The sequence below is a fragment of the Paenibacillus sp. B46(2026) genome (assembly GCF_056786355.1).
On sequence record NZ_CM165907.1, the window covers coordinates 5906651 to 5929127 of the forward strand.

Annotated in this window: 4 protein-coding genes; all 4 read right to left on the reverse strand. The window is 54.4% G+C overall.

What is annotated here, in order from left to right:
* Positions 1-99 precede the first annotated feature (99 nt).
* On the reverse strand, positions 100-1833 hold the full coding sequence (locus AC1S8V_RS26215) for an ABC transporter ATP-binding protein (RefSeq protein WP_482071368.1): 1734 nt from the start codon (positions 1831-1833) through the stop codon (positions 100-102).
* Positions 1830-3656, reverse strand: coding sequence for an ABC transporter ATP-binding protein (locus AC1S8V_RS26220; RefSeq protein ID WP_482071369.1), 1827 nt, complete (start codon positions 3654-3656; stop codon positions 1830-1832). The genes AC1S8V_RS26215 and AC1S8V_RS26220 overlap by 4 nt, the downstream gene beginning before the upstream one ends.
* The gene (locus AC1S8V_RS26225; RefSeq protein WP_482071370.1) at positions 3646-6954 is read right to left on the reverse strand and encodes a non-ribosomal peptide synthetase; all 3309 of its coding nucleotides are present in this window, start codon (positions 6952-6954) and stop codon (positions 3646-3648) included. The genes AC1S8V_RS26220 and AC1S8V_RS26225 overlap by 11 nt, the downstream gene beginning before the upstream one ends.
* Positions 6955-7120: 166 nt before the next feature.
* Complete coding sequence (locus AC1S8V_RS26230) at positions 7121-22159, reverse strand: amino acid adenylation domain-containing protein (RefSeq protein ID WP_482071371.1); 15039 nt, start codon at positions 22157-22159, stop codon at positions 7121-7123.
* Between the last annotated feature and the right edge of the window lie 318 nt (positions 22160-22477).

Below are 22477 nucleotides of genomic sequence, written 5' to 3' on the forward strand. Positions count from 1 at the left end.
TCCGCTTTTTCAGGTTTTTTCTGTCCTCTCCGTTTTTATGTAAATGAATAGTTCAATTTATATAGATAGCAGCAGGAAGCCGCCCGCCGTAAAGCGGGTCTATCCGTACAGCCGCGCGTAATAACCTCCGAGCGCCAGCAGGTCCTGATGGCGACCCCGTTCGACGACCGTTCCTTGGTTCATGACCGTAATCAAATCCGCATGTTCCACCGTGCTGAGACGATGGGCAATCAGAATGGTGGTCCGCCCCTTCATCAATACGTTCAGAGCTTGCTGTACCCAATGCTGGGATTCGTTATCCAATGCAGAAGTCGCTTCGTCCAGCAGCAGAATCGGGGCGTTTTTGAGAATCGCCCGGGCGATTGCAATTCGCTGCCTTTGTCCGCCTGACAACGACGCTCCCCTCTCTCCCACCGGCGTTTTATACTGTTCAGGAAGTTCCTGAATGAAATGGTGAGCGTACGCAGCTTTGGCCGCTTCAACCACTTCTTCATCCGTTGCATCCGGGTTGCCGTAGCGGATGTTTTCCTCAATCGTGCCGGTAAACAAAAACGGCTCCTGCGGAACGTATGCAATCTGCCTGCGAATTTCGTCCAGCGTGTAATGGCCGAACGGTTTGCCCTGGAGCAGGATATCTCCGCTGTCCACAGGATAAAAGCCGAGCAGCAGCTTGATCAGCGTACTTTTGCCGCTGCCACTGGCTCCCACGATCGCAGCGACCTGACCAGGAAACACCTGCATGGACATGTCGACAAGTACCTTTTTATCTGCCTGATAGGAAAATTCCACATCGCGAAACTCCACAGCAGCCTCCGATACAAGCTCGCTACGAGAAGATCCCAGACGCTCCGGTTCCTCTTCCTCGCTTAGTACCTCTTGAATCCGGTGAGCGCCCGCGAGCGAATTTTGGGTCATTGACAGAACCATCCCCAAGTTCAACAAGGCGTGCGTCAGGTTCACTTGCAAAACTGCCAGAGCGGCGACGCTTCCCATTCCCATCAATCCGTAGGCATAAAGAAGACTGCCGATGACGATGATCCCGCAAAACGTGACGTAGCTGATAAAATGGTTCACCGCAGCCTGCATACCGTTCTTTTTCGCCGTTTGCCGAAGCGTTTGCGTCATTTGTTCGTTCAACGCCTCGTACTGGCCGTAAATCGTGCGGATACGGAACAGCTTCACAATTTGAATGCCGCCCATAAAATCTTTGAATTTTTCGGTCATTTTACCTAGCGTTTGCAAGCCTTGTTCGGACAAGACACGAATATCCCGTGCAAATTTCAGGCTGACCAGAGAGGACAGCAGCAGAATGACGAAGGATACGCCGGCAAACCGCCAATCGATCACCACCATGGAAACAATGGAGCCGATGCAGAAGACAACTTGAAGCAGCAAAACGAAGTAAACCTGCGAGAATGTAAACTCAACGGTCGTTACGTCGTTGTTCACCCGCGACAGCAAGTCCCCATGGTGCGTCTGCTCCAGGAATCTCGGCCGCACCCGGCACAGCTTGTCATAAAGACGTTTGCGGATATTCAGCACAGTCAGCTCGACACTGCGTTGATATAAGTAAATGAACCAGGGAGAAATGATATTTTCCAAGAACAGGGCCGCGCCCAAAATAATAAAGGCTTCCACCATCAGGGACGTATCTCGGGACACGGCGAAATCAACCAAGTTATGTACGACCAAGCTGAAGGCGATCAGAAACAATGTCTGGGTGAGCGCCGTTACAGCAAGGCCAATCGCGTACTGGGTTTTGCGCTTGCGGTTCATAAACGTCAGCAAGTAACCGAGTTCTTTCACTTGCGAGAGCCTTCCGCCCTTTTTCATGTGTACGACACCTCCCTGCGTTCGGCAGACTCGGTAAATTCCTGGTAGTACGACTGGGCGTACAGTCCCTTCCTCTCGAGCAATTGTTCATGAGTGCCCTTTTCGACAATATTTCCTTGTTCCATAACCCAAATTTCATCGGCGTTTTGTACCGTAGAAAGCCGGTGGGCAATAACCATGGTCGTTCTCTGCTTCATCAATACGCCCAGCGCTTCCTGAACCGCGCTTTCCGACTCCGGATCAAGAGCCGATGTGGGCTCGTCCAGCAGCAGAACGGGAGCATCCTTCAGAAAAGCCCTGGCCATTGCTATGCGCTGGCGTTGCCCACCGGACAAAAAGCCGCCGCGCTCTCCGACATACGTCTGGTAGCCGCCCTCAAGCTGCATAATGAAAGAATGAGCCTGAGCGGCTTTGGCGGCTTCGATAATCTCGTCCATCGACGCTTCTTCCCGCCCATAGCCGATATTTTCGGCGATCGTACCGCTAAATAAATATGAATCTTGGGTTACCACGGAAAAATGAGACCGAAGCTGCTCCGGATCAGCGCCGTGGATCAGGCTTCCGAACACGCGGATCTCGCCCTGATCCTCCGGAAGTGGATAAAAGCCGCATACCAGCTTAAACACCGTACTCTTCCCTCCGCCGCTCGCTCCGACAAGTGCAATCGTCTTGCCTTCCGGCACCGAGAAGCTCACATTCCGCAGAATCGGAGAACTCTCTTCATACCCGAAGGTTACGTTCTGAAACTGGATGGGGGCGGCGCTCGCTTTTGGAAGCAAACGGCCATTTTCTGTTTCAGTCGGTTGCTCGACGATTTCGGAGACCCTTCTCAGGGCACCGGTCATTTCGAACGTGCGCGTGATGAGTTCGGGAATATGCTCCAGCGGCTCCAGACACAGATTAAGCAAGTACAGGAAAGCAATCAGTTCTCCCGCGCCTAGCTGCCCGTTGTAGATCAAATAGCTACCGTAACTGACGGCGAAAATGATCGGGCTGATCATCAGCGTAGAAAGCAGCGGGTTGACCCAGGCTTCCCGCTTTTTAACGGCCAGCTTTTTTTGAGCCGTCAATTGCAGTAACACTTGGTAGGAGCGAGATAACATACCAGATAGCAGATAGCTTTTCACAATAGGTATCCCTCCAAGCGTATCCTGGAGGTTGATGTTCATTCGGCCCATGTTCGCCTGGGCTTCCTCCGTCAACTGTTCCAACTGCTTGCCGATCCATTGGGAAACCAGCAGTGCTACGGGAAATAACAGCAGGCTGTACAGCATCAGCTCCCATTGGAGATACATCAAATAAGCGAAACAGCCGATAAATAATAGCGGATGATAAAACCACTGGGCGAGGTCCCGAATCATAAATTGCTGGATGAGCTGCAGATCGTTGTTGATCCGCGACAACACGTCGCCGGAGTGCTGCTTTTCCAAATAGGGGACCGGGAGTTTGCCGATATGACGCATGACATGGTTGCGGATATCCTGCACCGCAGAGGCACTGCTTCGCTCCACACCGAAGCTCATGAAAAACTTCGCCGGCACACCGATCAAGATGACCACAAAGACCGTGTACACGATTTGCAGAACGTTTGCCCCCGCCCCACTCTCGGCCTGTGTGGTCAGCTGCTCGACCAAACGTCCCGTCCATATCTCAATAACAGCAGCGGCAATTGCGGACAGGATACCGACGATCATCCAGCCTTTGTGACGGCTTACATAGGACATCAGCCAGCGGAACGCTTTCCAGGTGGCATAAGCGGTTCGGCGCTTGGAAGGCGCCGCTGTGCGTTGTTCTTGAACAGACGTCTGCCGGTCAGCTCCCATGCAGGACCCCGGCCTCTGCTTCGATCTGCCGCTTGATTTGCACTAAGATGTCACGGATGACAACGGCCGTTTCGTCCACGCGCGCGAGTTCCAGTAACTCCTCGTGTGCGCCCTCCAGCCGGTAATCGGCGTAAGCTTGCGTCGTTGCCCTCTGCCAGGACGGCAACTGGTGCTCCAGGCGGAACGCTTCACTGTCCTTCGCAATCAGTTCGTAAATCCGGGCAGTTATCGTGCCTGAATTAATAAGCTGCGCTTCGTACGTCAAGGTGGCTTTGATCTTCCGATGAACACGCTCCCGCACGAGCGGATTGCTCATTAATTCCTTCTCTTCTTCGTCGAAATCCGCAAGCATTTCTTCAAGCTCTTTCTCAGACGTTTCATAAGGCGTGAGTGTGTCCTTAATCCACGAGTCCACCATGAGCACGTCCGTTACGGAATACCCTCTTCTTTCCATCGTTTTGACTACCTCGAACGTCAGGTTGCCTCCGAAGCAGTAACCGAGCAGCACGTAAGGTCCTTCAGGCTGGATGCGAACAATCTCATCCACATAACGGTTTAGCATGGTCTCGTAATCGGTGGCATCGTCGATAAAATCAATGCCGTAAAGCACGAACCGGCCGTCTAACCTGCTTGCAAACTCTCGGTAACCGATGCCGAAGCCGCTGCCTGGAGGGAAGCAGAACACGTTCAGATCCCCTGTTTTATTCAGCTTAATGAAGGAGTCTCCCCCTTTATCCAGACCCAGATCCTCCTCTCCAAAAGCCATGGCTTCAACGGTTACATGATGGAATTGGCGATTCAGCGGTATTTCGATGCCCGTTTCATCGTAAACGGCTTGAACGAGCCTCATCAGACTTAAGGAATTGCCTCCCAGCTCAAAAAAGTTATCCTTTACGCCGACCTGTGGAATGCCAAGCGTATCCTGCCAGACACGGGCGATCTTCATCTCGAGCAGTGTTCTCGGCGCAACATATTCCGCTCCTCCAGCCGAGGCCTCCTCCGGTAGCGGCAGCGCTTTGCGGTCAATTTTTCCGTTCGCGGTCAGTGGCATCTGCGAAAGCTGCACAAGATGCGCAGGAATCATATACCCCGGAAGCTGCTGGGCGAGCTGCTCCTTGAGTTCATTCGCCGCCAGCTTTGTTTCCGCGACGTAATAAGCAACAAGTTGCTTATGGCCGTTCGCGTCGTCCCGGGCGAGTACCACCGCTTCTTCCACGCCCTGGGCGTTCAGAAGCTGCGTCTCGATTTCGTCCAACTCGATCCGGTAACCGCGGATTTTCACCTGGTGGTCAATCCGGCCCAGGTATTCGATGTTGCCGTCCGGCAGCCAGGCCGCCAAGTCTCCCGAACGGTACAGCTTCTCCCCCTCTGCAAACGGGGAATCGACGAACTTCTCCGCCGTCAGATCCGGACGGTTCAGGTATCCTCTCGCAAGGCCTTCCCCGGCCACGTACATTTCGCCCGCTACGCCGATCGGCACTGGGCTTCGGCTTTCATCCAGGACGTACACCCTCAACGTTGGAATCGGCTTGCCGATATTGCTCTTCGCTGCCTCCATTTCGACCCACGTAATTTCCTTATACGTCACGTGAACCGTCGTTTCGGTAATGCCGTACATATTGATCAGCTTTGTCTCCGGGTACTTCGTCTTGAAGCCCTTGAGCAACAGCGGACTGAGCGCTTCGCCGCCGAAAATGACGTTGCGAATCCGCAGATCGTATGGATGATCCGCCAAGACCTTACGCAGCAGCTGATAGAAGTACGTTGGCGTCTGGTTCAAAATCGTGACCTGTTCGCGGCCCAGCAGCGCCAGAAATTCGGTCGGATTTTTCGCCGTGAGCGGCGGTACGATAACCAGCTTGCCTCCATACAACAGCGCTCCGTACATTTCCCAGACGGAGAAATCGAAGCAGAACGAGTGGAACAGCGTCCACGTGTCGAACCGCCCGAAGTCGAACAGGTTCTTGTCGTTGAACAAAAGGCGTACAACGTTTTTATGCTCGATCAACGTGCCTTTGGGTTTGCCGGTCGTTCCCGACGTGTAGATGACATATGCCAGGTTCTCCGACCCGGAAATTGGCTCCAGATTCGAAGCGTCCAGCGCACCTTCCGAGTCCGCCCCGCTGTCGCTCCAAACGAAATCATCTATTTCAAGGCGCATTCCTGCGAAGTCGGTCTTCTCATGCAAATGCTTTTGAATCAGCAATAACGGTGCACCCGAATCCTCGATCATGAAGCGGATGCGCTCCTCCGGGTAGTCGGGATCGACAGGCACGTAGGCTCCGCCCGCTTTGAGAATCGCCAGAATGCCGACAACCATATCGAGCGAACGTTCGGCCAGAATCCCTACCAGTTGGTCCGCTTCAAGTCCCGTCTCCCTCAGCTTGCGCGCAAGCCGGTTGGATCGCTCGTTCAGCTCGCGGTAGGTCAGCTGCCGTTCGTTCATGACAATGGCCACGTTGTCCGGGTATAGCTCCGCCTGTTCTTCAAACAAACCGTGAATCGTTTTCCCCCGCTCGAACCCGGTTTCGGTGTCATTAAATCGATTCAGCAATGTATCCCTCTCGTCCAAGGAAAGCACATCGGCTTGTCCAAGCTCCAGATCCGGCTGAAATACAAGCACAGACAGAAGCCGAACAAGATGGTCGGCCGCCTGTTCCACAAATGCCCGTTCGTATCGATTCCGGTCAAAGCTTATATCCAGCTCGATAGAGTCGTTTTGGCGGTCGAATCGAAAAACCGTATCTGCCGCCACCCGGTTACCCAGCGGTTCAGGATGAATCGGTGCGAAGGATGCAACGGTGTTAACGACTGGAACGCCTTCCCCTGTATAGTCCAGATGGAGCGGCTCCACCATTTTCCGAAAAGGCAGATGCTGATGCTCCAGCGCCTCGCCGATGGAGGCTTTGATGCCCCCGAGCAGCGTTTTCAGCGTAGTCTGGCTGCGTACGGACGTTTTGATCAACAGGATGTCATGTGGCGGCTGAGTCACGTCCGGGTCCCCGCTATAAGAAGGCATGCCGACCAGTACTTGATCCTGCCCGGTATATTTGAACAGCAGGCTTTTTACTCCTGCCAAAACAATCATGTACAAAGCCAGATCCGAACCATTGGCGAGGCGAATAATTCTCTCCGAGAGCTCACTCGGCAGGGTACGGTAAAGCAAGTCCGGCTCTGCCGCAACTTCGCCACCCGCAGATAATTTGGAGGATTGACTGTAGGGAAGGAAGCTCAGGCTGTCATCGTCGTCAAACTTGCTGCTCCAGTACCGTTCTTCCTTTTCAAATAAAGATTTCATTCGTACCTCCCCTAAAAATGAAGTGACCGCATGCCCCGGCGCAGGTCCGAAATAACTTGCTTTCGGCCTGCGCGTTTACGGGCTTGATTTACGGACGTGCAAGTTGTTCGCCGTCTTCCATGGGATGCGCACCACTTTCGCTTGACGGCGGAGCGCGCTTGTAATATTAGAACGCGAATTCGATCGTATCGACGGCACTCTTTGCGCCTGCCGCCGGTTTATGACATTCAATCCGACTTAGCTCAAGTTGTGGATTTTCCGCAATTTGAGAAAGTACCCGCAGGTAATCCTCGGTTAAGGTGCGGATCATCGTTTCTTTGAACAGCTTGGTGGCGTAGAAAAAGCCCCCGCTCAGCGCCCCTTCGTTTTCATACATAAACAACGTCAGATCAAACTTCGCTTCTTCCAAATGGTCAAGCTCGTAATTCTTCAGGCTGACCCCTTCCAGTTCGGCGTCGCGTTCTTCGATATTTTGCAAGTCGAAAACGGCATCGAACAACGGGAAGCGACCAGGCTCCCGCTTCACATTCAAACGCTCCACGAGTTCCTCAAATGGATAATCCTGGTTTTCAAAAGCTCCTAAAGCCGTTTCCTTTACTTCTTCCAGGTAGGACAAGAACGTTTTGTCGCCCGACGGACGATTGCGGAGCGCCAGCGTATTAACAAACATGCCGATGACCGGCTCTAAATCGGCGTTTGTTCTTCCCGCCACCGGAGTGCCCACGATTAAGTCCTCCTGACCACTGTACTTGGATAGCAGCACGGTATAAGCCGCAAGCAGCACCATGAACAGCGTGCTTTCACGCTCGGCCGCCAATTCACGCAGCCGCGCAGAGAGAGAAGTTTCGACATCGAACTCCAGATGCGCGCCTTCGTAGTTGCGAACTGTAGAACGTTCGTAGTCCATCGGCAGATCCCCCGTCGGCAACTCACCTTCGAAGGTTCGTAGCCAGTACGCTTCCTGCCGTCCTATCCGCTCTCGGTGGGCCTCCGACTGCTGCCAAACGGCATAATCCTTATATTGAATGCGTAGTGGCGGCAGTTCTTCCCCGGCGTATAAACTCGAGAACTCATCCATCACAATCGCCATCGATACGCCGTCCGACACAATATGGTGCATATCGAAAAGGAGAATATACCGGTTCGGCTCCAGTTCGACGACTCCGGCGCGCAGCAGCGGCGGCTTGCCGAGATCAAACGGACGAACGAAGTTGCGGACGATCTCCTCGATTTGAGCTGCATCCTCTGTATCCGCTTGATGATGCTCAATAGCAAAATCGACCTGCGGGTAAATCCGCTGAACCGCTTCGCCCTTCACCATTTCAAAACCGGTGCGCAATGATTCATGCCGTGTTATCAATTTCCGCAAGGCGGCTTCCAACCGCTCTAAATCAAACTTGCCTTCCACCTGCACCAGTTCCGGCATGTTGTAAAGCTGATCCGCTCCATCCAGCGTGTGCTGAATGAACAGCCGTTTCTGCGCGGAGGACAGAGGGTAGTACTCTCTCTCTTCCGCTTGAGGGATGGTCTCATGCTCCCGCCGTTCCATCCGGGCAATCGCATCGGCCATCGCCGCAATCGTGGAGTGACGGAATACGTCGCGCAGCGGGAGGTTGACGTTTAGTTCCTTAAATACCTTGCCTGCCAGTGTCGTCGCTCGCAGGGAGTGGCCGCCGATGTCGAAGAAGTTGTCGTAAACGCCAATCTCCTTCGCAAGCCCAAGCACCTCCTGCCAAATCACCGCCAGCTTCGTTTCCAGCTCATTGCGCGGTGCGACGTACTCCGTTCCACTTCCCGCTTCCCCTTCCGGCGCTGGCAGCGCCTTCCGGTCCATCTTCCCGTTCGGCGTCAGAGGCAGACGCTCCAACTCCACGAAGTACGACGGGATCATGTATCCCGGCAACTCCTGTGCCAGTGCGTTGCGCAGATCGTTCACTGCCAGCTCGATTCCGGTATCCGGTGTGTAATACGCACATAGCGCCTTTTGACCGTTCGCGTCACTTCGAACCAGCACCACCGCTTCACGCACGCCTTTCACCCGCAGCAGCTGCGACTCAATCTCGCCCGTCTCAATCCGGTAGCCCCGGATTTTCGCCTGGTTGTCGATCCTTCCGATGAAGTCCACGTTGCCGTCCTCCATCCACCGCGCCAGATCTCCCGTACGATACAGTCGCTCACCCGCAGCGAATGGACTGTCTACGAACTTCTCTTCCGTCAGCTCCGGACGATTCAAGTACCCACGTGCTACCCCAACTCCGCCGATAACCAACTCGCCCAGTACCCCGACAGGCACCGGATTCAGATGCGCATCCACGATGTAAAACTTCGCATTCAGCCACGCTTTGCCAATCGGCACATGGCCTGTCTGCGGCAGCTTCGTCAACTCCTCGTCGTAGAAACTGGAGTCAATTGCCGCTTCCGTTACGCCGTAAGCGTTGATGATGCGGAATAACGAGCCGAACCGTTCCTGCAAGGTCCGGTAATCTGCCACGCTGCAGCTGTCCGAGCTTGTGATCAACAGCTCCATCCCACTCAACTCCAGCCCCTGCTCATGCACGTACTCCAAGAACGGCACAATCAGCGCCGGTGTTGATTCGAAGATCGTCACTTGTTCCCGCTCTATCCAGTGGTGCAGACGAGACGGATCAATCCGATCGTCTTTCGGTACAATCACCATCGTGCCGCCATTGTACAGCGTACGCGCAATGTCGCCCACGAACACGTCAAACGAGAAGCTGGCGAGCTGCAGCAGACGCACCGGGAACTGATCCAACCGGTATTCGCGCCGGTACCCCGCCGCCGTGTTCACCAGGCTGCGGTGCTCGATCATTACACCCTTTGGCTTACCCGTCGTACCTGACGTGTAGATTACATAGGCCAAATCCTCTGGACGAGCTTCATGGAAGCTGTCCATACCAACAACATCAACATCATTTGGATGACTCTCGCCACCACCGTTCACAGCACCCGTCAGCTTGCTGGAGACTTTACCGGAAACCATGCTGGAGCCAAGCGGTGCATTCTCCCGGTCTTCGCTGTATGACGTTTCGTCGTCGAGGTACAGCACCTTCGCCAGTGACAGTTCCTCTTCGCCGAGCCAGGCTTCAGCACGCTCTCGCAGCGGCGTTTGTGTCAACAGCACCTTCGCTCCGCTGTCTTCCAGCATGAACCGTACGCGGTCCGCCGGATAATCCGGGTCAAGCGGTATATACGCCCCGCCCGCTTTCCAGACGGCCAGCACGGCCACCAGCAAATCGACCGAACGCTCGGCGAGAATGCCGACGATTGACTCCCGGCCGATGCCACTTGTGCGCAGTGTAGCCGCCAAGCGGTTCGCTCGTTCGTTCAGCTCCACATACGTTAGTCGGTTATTTTCATACACGACGGCTTCCGCTTTCGGTGTGCGTTCCGCCTGTTCCTCGAACAGTCGGTGGAACGCCGCCACAGGAGCCTCTTCCGGCTGCGCCGGGTTAAACGCGCAGACCATTTCTTCTTTTTCCGCTTCCGTCAGCAAATTCAGCTCGGCAATCTTCGCATCCGGATGGTTCACAATTGTCACGAGCAACTGCTCGTAATGTTTTGCCAGTCGTTCAATCGTCTCCCTTTTATAAAGAGCCGTCGCATATTCGAAGCTGTAATCCAATCCGCCGTTTTCCTCGCCCACATCCAAGCTGATATCAAACTTCGCAGTATCCAGTACGCTCGGATAAGGAATCAGGCGAAGCCCTTCCAGCTCAAATTGCTCATTCTCCGTATTTTGCATCGTAAACATCGTGTCGAAGAGTGGATTACGGCTTAAATCACGGGTGACTTGCACCTTGTCCACCAATTGTTCAAACGGATAGTTTTGATGCTCAAAGGCGTGCAGAGTTGTTTCTTTGACTTCATTCAGATATGACAAGAATGTTTTCTCCGAAGACGGATAACTGCGAATCGCCAGCGTGTTTAGGAAAATCCCGATCAACGGCTGCACATCTCCATGATTCCTTCCGGCAATCGGTGTACCAACAATCACGTCTTCCTGACCTGAATATTTGTGCAAAAGCACGTTATACGCCGCAAGCAGCACCATAAACAGTGTCGTGCCCGTTTCAGAAGCCAGCTGTTTCAAACCGTCGGTTTTTGAAGCGTCGAAGAAAAACTCCAGCGTTTGACCCTCATAGCTCTGTACAGCCGGACGTGGATAGTCAGTCGGCATTTCCAGCACCGGAAGCTCGCCTTGGAACATATCCAACCAATACGTCCCCTGATGCTGAAGCCTTTCCTGCTGCTCCTGCGAATGCTGCCAAACGGTGTAGTCTTTGTACTGAATGCGCAGCGGCTCCAATTGCTCTCCACCATACAAGCGCACGAATTCTTCAACAAAGATTTCCATCGAAACGCCGTCAGAAATAACATGATGCATGTCGTACATCAGAATATGGCGTCCCGGAGCCAGCTCAACAAGGCCTACCCTCAACAGCGGTGGCTTAGCCAAGTCAAACGGACGGACGAAACCGTGAACCACCGCTTCGACCTCTTGCTCATCCGCTTGATAGAACTCCACCGCAAAATTCACATCCTGGTAAATCCGCTGTGATGCTTCGCCGTCCACCATTTCGAACCCGGTGCGCAGCATTTCATGCCGCGTCACGAGCTTACGGAACGTTTCTTCGAACCTTGTCCGGTCCAAAGCACCTTCCAGCAGCATCGCTTCCGGCATGTTGTAGCTAAGCTCAGCACCTTCCAGCTGATTCAGGATAAAGAGACGTTTTTGAGCAAAAGATTGAGGGTACACCTCTCGGTCATCCGCCACCGGAATGGCAACGAATGTCTGCTCATCCAGCCGGTATATGACGGCAGCCATGCTCTCGATCGTGGAATGGCGGAACACGTCGCGCAGTGGCAGATCCACGTTCAAGTCTTTATGAATCTTGCTGACCAACGTTGTCGCGCGCAGGGAGTGGCCGCCGATGTCGAAGAAGTTGTCGTGAACACCAATCTCCTTCGTAAGCCCCAGCACTTCCTGCCAAATCACCGCCAGCTTCATTTCCAGCTCATTCCGCGGTGCGACATACTCCGTTCCACTCCCCGCTTCTCCTTCCGGCGCCGGCAGCGCCTTCCGGTCTATTTTCCCGTTCGGTGTCAGAGGCAGACGCTCCAGCTCCACGAAGTACGACGGGATCATGTAACCCGGCAGTTCCTGCGCAAGCGCACTGCGCAGATCGTTTACTGCCAACTCCGCTCCGGTATCCGGCGTGTAATACGCGCATAGCGCTTTCTGCCCGTTCGCGTCACTTTGAACCAGCACCACCGCTTCGCGCACACCTTCCACCCGCAGCAACTGCGACTCGATCTCACCCGTCTCGATCCGGTACCCCCGGATTTTCGCCTGGTTGTCGATTCGGCCGATGAAGTCCACGTTGCCGTCCTCCATCCACCGCGCCAAGTCGCCTGTGCGATACAGCAGCTCGCCCGCGACAAAAGGGCTGTCTACAAACTTCTCTTCAATCAGCTCCGGACGGTTCAAATACCCGCGCGCTACCCCGACTCCGCCGATAACCAGCTCGCCCAACACACCGACCGGCACCGGGTTCAGATACGCATCCACGATGTAGAAATTCGCATTCAGCCACGCTTTGCCGATTGGCACATGACCTGTCTGCGGCAGCTTCGCCAACTCCTCGTCATAGAAACTGGAGTCGATCGCCGCTTCCGTCACGCCGTAGGCGTTAATAATGCGGAACGATGAGCCAAACCGCTCCTGCAAGGTCCGGTAATCCGCCACACTGCAACTGTCCGAGCTTGTGATCAACAGCTTCATCCCGCTTAACTCAAGCCCTTGCTCGTGCACGTATTCCATAAACGGTACGATCAGTGCTGGTGTTGATTCAAAGATCGTCACTTGCTCCCGCTCTATCCAGTAGTGCAGACGAGACGGATCGATCCGGTCGTCCTTCGGTACAATGACCATGCTGCCTCCGTTGTACAACGTCCGTGCGATATCGCCCACAAACACGTCGAACGAAAAGCTTGCGAGTTGCAACAGCCTTACTGGGAACTGATCCAACCGGTATTCCCGTCGGTAACCCGCTGCCGTGTTCACCAGGCTGCGGTGCTCAATCATCACGCCTTTTGGCTTGCCCGTCGTTCCCGATGTATAGATGACGTACGCCAGATCCTCCGGACGGGCTTCATGGAAGCTGTCCATACCGACAGCATCATTTGGATGACTCTCATTGCGGTCGTTCACAGTCCCCGTTAGTTTGCCGGAGACTATACCGGAAACCCTACCAGAGCCCATCGGGGCATTTGCCCGATCTTCGCTGTACGACGCTTCATCGTCGAGGTACAGCACCGTCGCCAGTGAAAATTCCTCTTCGCCGAGCCAGGCTTCGGCACGCTCTCGCAACGGCGTTTGTGTCAGCAGTACCTTCGCTCCGCTGTCTTCCAGCATGAACCGCACGCGGTCCGCCGGATAATCCGGGTCAAGCGGTATATACGCCCCGCCCGCTTTCCAGACCGCCATCACGGCCACCAGTAGGTCTACCGAACGCTCGGCGAGAATGCCGACGATTGACTCCCGGCCGATGCCACTTGTGCGCAGTGTAGCCGCCAAGCGGTTCGCTCGTTCGTTCAGCTCCACATACGTTAGGCGGTTATTTTCATACACGACGGCTTCCGCTTTCGGTGTGCTCTCCGCCTGTTCCTCGAACAGCCGGTGGAACGCGGCCACAGGAGCCACTTCCGACTGCGCCGGGTGGAACGCGCCGAGAATTTGCTCTTTTTCATCTGCCGTCAACAAGTTCAGCTCAGCGATCTTTGCATTCGGACGGCTTACGATCGCCGCAAGCAAATGTCCAAAATGAATCGACAGCCGCCGGATCGTGCTTTCTTTATAAAGAGCCGTTGCAAATTCAAAGCTGCACTCCAGACCGCCATTTTCTTCTGTTACATCCACACTCAGGTCAAACTTGGCCGTACCGTACTCGCTAGGGTACGGGGACAATTTCAGCCCTTCCAGCTCAAACGCTGACTCCTCCAGGTTTTGCAGGGAGAACATCGTGTCAAACAGCGGGTTGCGGCTCAAATCCCGGCTAACCTGCACTTTATCGACAAGTTTTTCGAACGGATAATTCTGATGCTCGTAAGCGCCTAAGGTCGTTTCTTTCACTTCTTCCAAATACGACAGGAAGGTCTTCTCCGAAGCCGGATAATTGCGGATCGCCAGCGTGTTAACAAACATTCCGATCAAGGGCTGCATATCGCCGTGCGTTCTGCCCGCAATCGACGTGCCAACGATCAAATCATCCTGACCTGTGTATTTATGCAAAAGCACGGTATATGCGGCAAGCAACACCATATATAGCGTCGTTCCTCTTTGAGCGGCTAGCCGCTTCAAGCCTTCGTTCGTTGCCTCGTCCACAAAAGACGTCAGCGTATGTCCCTCATAGCTCTGTACAGCAGGACGCGGATAGTCCGTTGGCATTTCAAGAACCGGCAGCTCGCCCCGGTAACGGTCCAGCCAGTAAGCTTCCTCGCGTTTCAATTGTACTTTTTGCTCGTCCGATTGCTGCCATACCGCATAGTCCTTGTACTGAATGTGCAAAGGTTCTAATGACTCGCCGCCGTACAAACGAACGAGTTCCTCAACGAACACGTCCATCGAAACCCCGTCGGAGATGATATGGTGCATGTCAAACATCAGTAAATAACGATCGGCTGCCAGCTCTACGAGCTCGGCACGCAGCAACGGTGGCTTCGCCAAGTCGAAAGGTCGGATAAAAGCCTGCACGACTGCAGATGCTTCTTCCTCGTTTGCATGTCGACACACAACGGCAAAATCAACGCTCTCGTAAATACGCTGTACCGCTTCGCCTTGCACGATCTCAAATCCGGTTCGCAACGTTTCATGACGTTCGATCAGTCCGCGGAAAGCTTTCTCCAGCAGGCTGTGGTCAATCGATCCTTCGAGCAGCAGCACACCCGGCATGTTATAGCTCTGATCGGCTCCTTCCAGCTGATTCAGGATAAACAGCCGCTTCTGAGCTGAGGAAAGTGGATAATACGCTCTTTCATCTGCCAGCGGAATCGACGAGAACAACTGCTCTTCAATCCGGGAGAGGGCGAGAGCCATCTCTTCGATCGTTGAGTAGCGGAATACGTCGCGCAGAGGCAACTCGACGTTCAACTCCTGATGCACCTTGCTCACCAGTGTCGTTGCCCGCAGGGAATGGCCGCCCAAGTCAAAGAAGTTGTCATGAACCCCGATGTGTTCCAATCCGAGCACGCTTTTCCATATTTCAGCCAAGCTGGCTTCCAACGGAGTCCGAGGCGGAGTATGTCCTTCGCCCGGCTGCAAGCTCTCCTCAGGTGCCGGGAGGGAGCGGCGGTCGACCTTGCCGTTCGTCGTCAGCGGAAGCCGTTCCAACTGGATCAGGTACGCCGGGATCATATAGGCAGGAAGTTCCTGGGAAAGAACGCTCTTCAGCTCGGCCGCCGGAAGCTCACGGTCCGCTTCATAATAGGCGCAAAGCTGCTTCTCGCCGGAGGCGTTTTCCCGCGCAAATATCGTCGTTTTCCGAATTCCCTCCACTTTCTGAAGCTGAGCTTCGATCTCGCCCAGCTCAATACGGAAGCCGCGGACTTTCACTTGATCATCCGTCCGCCCCACGTATTCAATCGTGCCGTCCGGTAGCCATTTTGCCAAATCCCCTGTCCGGTACATGCGCTCTCCCGGCACAAACGGATGGTCCACAAACTTCTCCGCCGTTAGCTCCGGCCGGTTATTGTAGCCCTGTACCAAGCCTTCTCCGCCGACGCAAAGCTCCCCGGCCACGCCGATCGGCAGAAGTTTATTCTGGCTGTCGACGATATACACCGTCGTATTGCTGATCGGCCGTCCGATGGGTACGGTAACCGCGGACTCATCGACAAAGTCGACTGGAAGATACGTGGTATAAACCGTGCTTTCTGATGGGCCGTACAGGTGGTTGAGCCTGCCCGGTCCGATATGGGCGAGCGCTTTACGCACATGGCCGACCGACACGCGCTCTCCTCCGAACAAAATCACCCGGACATCCCGCAGACAGTCGACGTTCACATCCACAAGGACGTTGAAGAAAGCCGTCGTAATCAGCATGACCGAGATTCGCTCGCGCTGGATGAGATCCGCCAGCTGGCCGATTTCCAGCAAAGTCTCGTGGGGAATCAGCACCAGCCGTGCCCCGTTGGTCAAAGCACCGAAAATATCAAAAATCGCTCCGTCGAACGAATAACTCGAAAGCTGGAGGACATGATCCCGCTCAGTGATGTCGATATAATTCGTATTTCGCACGATCCGCACGATATTGCGATGCGAAACAAGGTTGCCTTTTGGCTTGCCCGTCGTGCCTGACGTATAGATGATGCAAGCCAGATCTGTCGCTTCGTTGCCCGAATTTAGATTTGTGTGGTCCTCGGGATAGAAGGACTCGTCATCCAGTAAAATCACGGAGTCCGAACCCGCCAGGCGCTCGCGCAATCGGCTTTGCGTCAGCATGACTTGCGCACCCGAATCCTCGATCAAGAAACGGATACGCTCCTCGGGATATTCCGGGTCAATCGGTACGTAAGCCGAACCGGCTTTGTGTGCCGCCAGCATACCCACCACCATATCGATGGAACGCTCAGCCATAATGGCGACCAGGCGGCCTTTGGATATCCCATGGCTACGCAAGGTACGAGCAAGGCGGTTAACGCGTTCGTTCAGCTCGCGGTAGGTCAGCTCTTGCCCATTCAAGGAGATGGCAGCTGCATCCGGGATGCGCTCCGCCTGCTCTTCGAACAATTGAATGAGCGTTTTCCCGCGCGGAAATTCCGTTGTGGTGTCGTTAAAACGTCCGAGAAGGTCAGCTTTTTCCGCCTCCGTCACAAGTGCCAGCTCGCCCACGGTAATCTCCGGGTTATCCGTCACCTGCTCCAGCAAATGAACGAGATGCCCCTTGAGCCGCTCAATGCTATCTTTATCAAACACTTCTGCGTTAAAGTCGAACCGAATTTCAATCTCGTCTCCCGGCACCACGGTGACGTTGAAGTTATAGTTTGTCTGCTCATCCATCTGAACATCAGCAATCGTCAGATCGCCGTGTTGCTGGTCCCCCGCCTGCTCCATCTGCTCGTCCACCGGATAGTTCTCAAAAGCGATGATATGGTTGATCAGGTTCTGCTTTTGCACGCTGCGGGCCTGAATTTCATACAGCGGATAGTAATCATAACGCCCGGACTCCAGTGCCCGCTCTTGAAGCTTCGCCATCAGGTCGGCGAACACGGTGTCCGCTTCACTCGTGACCCGGACCGGCACCGTATTGATGAACAGCCCGATCATGGACTCAATGCCCGGGATTTCCGCCGGTCTTCCGGCCACGACGCTACCGAATACGGCATCGTTTGTTCCGTTATATTTTTGCAGCATCACACCCCAAATAGCTTGCAGCAGTGTATTGACCGTAACCAGGCGCTGTTTCGCCACCCGGTCCATCCGCTCGCTCAAGTCCTTGCCCAGCTCGGCGGTGACGTGATCAGCCGTAAATCTGCCGTTGGGCGCCACTTCCTTTTGTCCCGGGAGTACGGTTTGCCCTTCATAACCTGCCAGGAATGCCATCCAATAGCTTGATGCCGCCTGATCGTCCTGTTTCTCCAACCATTCGAGATAGGCGCCATAATCCGATCCCTTATCTCCCGCTGACTGCTCGCCGGATGCCAAGGCCGAGTATGCCTCAAACAGCTCCTGTGTCAGCTGAGCCAGGCACCAGCCGTCCATCAAAATATGTTGGAAACTCCACAGTACATGATAACTTTGCTCTTCGGTGCGCAGGATCGTGAACCGAACGAGCGCGTCATGTTCCATATCGAAGCCGCGAAGCTTGTCCTCCTCGGCCTTTTTATCCAAGTAAGCTTGTTTCTCGTCCATCTGCAAATGAAGCAGCTCTTCATATTCAAAACCGACCGGTTTGTCGCGGTATATGATTTGCAGCGGCTCGCCCGCCGGTCCTTTCACAAAATTCGCCCGCAGCACCAGATGACGTTTCGCAAGTTCCATCCAACTCCTCTCAAAAAGTTGGACATCGAGCGCTCCCCGCATCGTAAACCGCGTCTGCTCAAAATAAGCTGCCGTTTGCCGGTCAAGCGCACTGTGGAACCACATCCCCTTCTGCATCGGCGTAAGTGAGTAAATATTTTCGATTTCCCCGAGATGCCCCGAGCGCTGGGAGATTTGCTCCAATTCTGCAATGGTCAAGCCTTTAAATTGCACGTCGCTCGGCGTCAATTCAGTGTTTTCTTTGCCTGCACAGTGGAAAATGAGGTCTCGGAGACTTTGCTCAAGCCGCTGAGCGAGGGCTTCCATCGTTTCCTTGTGATACTGCTTCCGGCTGTAGCTGAGATCGAGCGATAAAGTGCCGTCCAGCACCATACCGTTGATATCCAGCACAAAGCTGCGGGCCTGCCGGTCGCTAGCCGGGCTGCCGCTGGAATAAGAAGATATGCCGATCTCGTCCTGGTTGACATCATCGTCGAACTGGCCAAGGTAGTTAAAATTAATTTCCGGCTCTGCGCCCCAAACCAATCCATCCTCCGATTTCGAGAGATAGCGGCATATGCCGTACCCTAGCCCCTTGTTCGGAATACGCCGCAAGTTTTCCTTGACCTGTTTAATCTGATATGACAAATCTCGGGCGGTCTCCGGCTCCAGGACGACCGGAAACTTGGTCGTAAACCAGCCAACTGTACGCGTGATGTCGATATCCGTTCCGATCGATTCACGTCCGTGTCCTTCGAGATTAATCCGCACCCGTTCGTGCCCCGTCCATTTGCGTAAGGCTATGCCGAGCGCCGTTACCAAAATATCATTCATTTCGGTGTTGTAGGCACGGTGAACCCGCTTCAGTAGCAGCTCCGTTTCTTCGGGAGTCAAACGGACAAACAGCGATTCGCTTTCATGCTGCGTCGTAACGTCCGCCTCCATATCCTTCGGCACGGCCAGAACCTCCATTTGTTCCACGGCCTGCCAATAGGCCCGTTCCTTTGCCATCTCCGGACTTTGCGCGTAAGCAGCCAGCTGCTCTGACCAAGTGCGGTACGCATCTGTTTTCGCCGGGAAACGAATTCCCTCGCTTTTGCCAATCTGCTCGTAACCTAGAGCGAAATCCTCCATCAAAATGCGCCAAGATACGCCGTCTACCACGGCATGATGAACCGCGAGCAGCAAATGATCTCCGTCCTCGCACTGGAACAGTGCCGCCTTCATAAGGGGCCCGTTCACCAGATCGATGCCTGCTTGAATGTCCGTTGCCTTCCCTTCCACAACCTGCGTGGGATTCTCCGCATCCTTAAAGTCGAACACGTCAAGCGTGAACAGTCCGCCTTCCTGAATCGCGCGGGTCCGCGCGCTAAATCCTTGTTCCGTCTTGCCGAACACCATCCGCAAGGCGTCATGATGCTCGGCCAGCTTTTGCAGCACCTGATACACTATCTCTTCGTTGAAGCGATCCTTCCGGTACAGCATCACCGACTGGTTGAAATGATGCGGGTCCGCAAAGGAACTCTCGAAAAACCAATGCTGAATCGGCGTCAATGCCGTTTCACCCGTTATTTCGCCTTGATCGATGGTACGTCTGATCGGTTTCACATGCAGGCTGAGCTGTGAAATCGTCGGATATTTGAACAAATCCCGGATTTCCAGCTTGTACCCGGCTTGATGAAGCCGCGAAGATACTTGAATGGACTTGATCGAGTCTCCGCCCAGCTCAAAGAAATGATCCGTTACCCCAACACGATCGGCGTTTAATACCGCCTGCCACACATCAGCAAGCGTTCGCTCAGCTTCATTGCGGGGAGCTACGTACGCGCCGCCAGTCATTGCGTTTCCTTCCGGGGCAGGTAAAGCCTTACGATCGATTTTGTCGTTCGGCGTGAGCGGCATCCGCGGAAGCTGAACAAAATGCGCCGGAATCATGTAATTCGGCAATTTTTGCGCCAGCGCGCTTCTCAGCTCGCCGAGCGTAAGAGGGAGGCTCGCGACCAGGTAAGCGCACAATTCTTGCCCGCTTTTGCCTTCCCGCGCGATTACAATCGTCTCCTGCACCGAGTCGATCTTCAGAAGCTGCTCTTCAATCTCACCGACCTCGATTCGGAATCCACGGATTTTCACCTGATGGTCGATCCGGCCCAAGTACTCCATATTTCCGTCCGGCAGCCAGCGGGCGAGATCTCCTGTCCGGTAAAGGCGTTCTCCCGGCGCAAACGGATGTTCCACGAACTTCTCTGCCGTCAGCTCCGGTTGGTTCAGGTAACCTCTCGCAAGCCCCACGCCTGCCACGCACAGCTCGCCGTCCACTCCCGGAGGCACAAGTTGCAGGTGGGCATCCAAAATAAAAATCTGGTGATTAGCCAGCGGGCGCCCTATCGGAATGATTCTGCGCTCAGACTGCAGCTCATCCGCATCCCAAAGCGTCGTAACGATCGAAGCTTCGGTAGGGCCGTAAGCATTGAAATAATGGACCTTCGATTTCCACATCTGCACGAATTCGGCCGATACCGCCGAACCTCCCGTTACAAGCTTTGTTAAGCTGGGCAGGCGGTCCGGGTTCAAATGAGCGCTGTACGTCGGAGGCAAAATGGCAGCTGTAATCGCATGCTCGTTCATATAACTCTCGAACAGGCGAGTGTCGAGAATCGTCTCGGCCGTTGGGATGTACAAAGCCGCGCCAAAATAGAGCGCTTTGAACACTTCCCAGCAGGACGCGTCGAACGACAGGCTGGCGAATTGAACGATCCGGTCATGCTCCGTGATGCCCAGCCTGTCTGCGAACATCAGCTTCAAGCTGACCAAACCGCGATGCTCCAGCATGACCCCTTTGGGTTTGCCCGTCGTACCTGATGTATAGATGACATAAGCCAGATCATTCGGACCACTAGCCGGCTCCAGATTCGAGCCATCGTCGCTGTAAGCCTGCTCGTCATCCAGCGCCAGCACGGTCCCCTCGAACGGCACCTGCTGTAGCAGCTCCCTTTGAGTCAGCAGCAGCTGCGCGTTCGAGTTCTCCAGAATGTAGCGGATGCGTTCTTCCGGGTACTCCGGGTCGATCGGCACGTAGGCACCGCCAGCTTTCAGAACCGCCAGAATGCCAACGACCGTCTCCGGCGATCTCCGGGCCATTAAGCCTACCAACTGATTGGGCAGCACGCCGACCGATCGTAGCGTACGCGCCAGTCGGTTCGCCCGTTCGTTCAGCTCTGCGTACGAAAGCCGCCGCCCCTCAAAGACAACCGCCGTCGCTTCCGGCACCCGCTTCGCCTGCTCCTCCACGAGCTGATGAATCGTCTGATCACGGGGATAGTCCTTCTCGGTATCGTTAAAGCTTTGCAGTAATTGAAATATTTCGTCCTCTGACAGTATGTCCGCCCGCACGATGTCCAGCTCCAACTCGTGAAGCCCCACGACCAGCAGGCGATTCAGATGGCCGACGACCCGAGTCATGAACTCGGAGTCATATAAGTGCTCGTTATATGACAGCGCTAGCTGTATCGTCCCGTCGGTTAAGCTGAATTCAAAGGAACAATCCGTGACCACGTTTTGCCCGATTTCGTCCAGATGCAACTCCTTAAGGGATACTAGCGTATGGACGAAGGGTATCCCTTCAGCATATTGCAGATCCAGCTTCTCCGTCATTTTCAAGAACGGAATATGTTGATGCTGAATCGCTTCTGGCAAGGAAGTCCTCAGCTCGCTCAGAAGCGTTTTGAAAGTCGCACCCGCCGAAAGCGAGTTTTTCAAAATAACCGTATGATTAACGGATCGGCGCGTCTCCGCCTTTTTCTGTACAACCGGCATGCCGACCAGAATGTCTGAAGCTCCTGTATATTTATGCAAGAGTGCCTGAACACCGGCGAGCAAAATCATAAAAGTAGCCAGCGGAGCACCCTTGCCCATTTGAAGGACGCGCTGCGCCGCTTCCTCCGAGAGCGAACCGCCAACGGTTTTCACATTGGGCACCAGGGAGTTTGGAGCTTTGCTGTAAGGCAACCGCGTCAAGGTATAATCTTCACTACCGAATTTTTCGTTCCAAAACAAAGTTTCTTTTTCAAATGCCATCTGGATCGTTCCCCTCTCTTCATCGGTAAAAGCAATCCGGCGGAGCATATGCCGAAGCAACGCTCCAGCCTCGCTCCTCTCCTTTTCAAACATCTGACAACAACATCAATGGCTTGCGCAATGTCACCGCTTCATTTGCCCGGTTGATCGCATGCGGCAATCCTCTGCCTAGCAGCTGTCCCGCTCGGCTCCCATGCGTAAAGGGACAACAACAAGCATCGTTCTACGCAAGAGATGCGGTTACTTCGGACTCCTCTGCTTCAATAAGATTGCTGCCGACGAGTCACCCGAAGACGGGATTTGGTTTAACATGGGATTCAGAATTGGATTTGGGGATAGACGACAAGGAATGTTCCTCCTGTCGATGTAAGGCTTGCCGCAGGGTTCCAGCCGTCCAGCAGGAAGTCGACC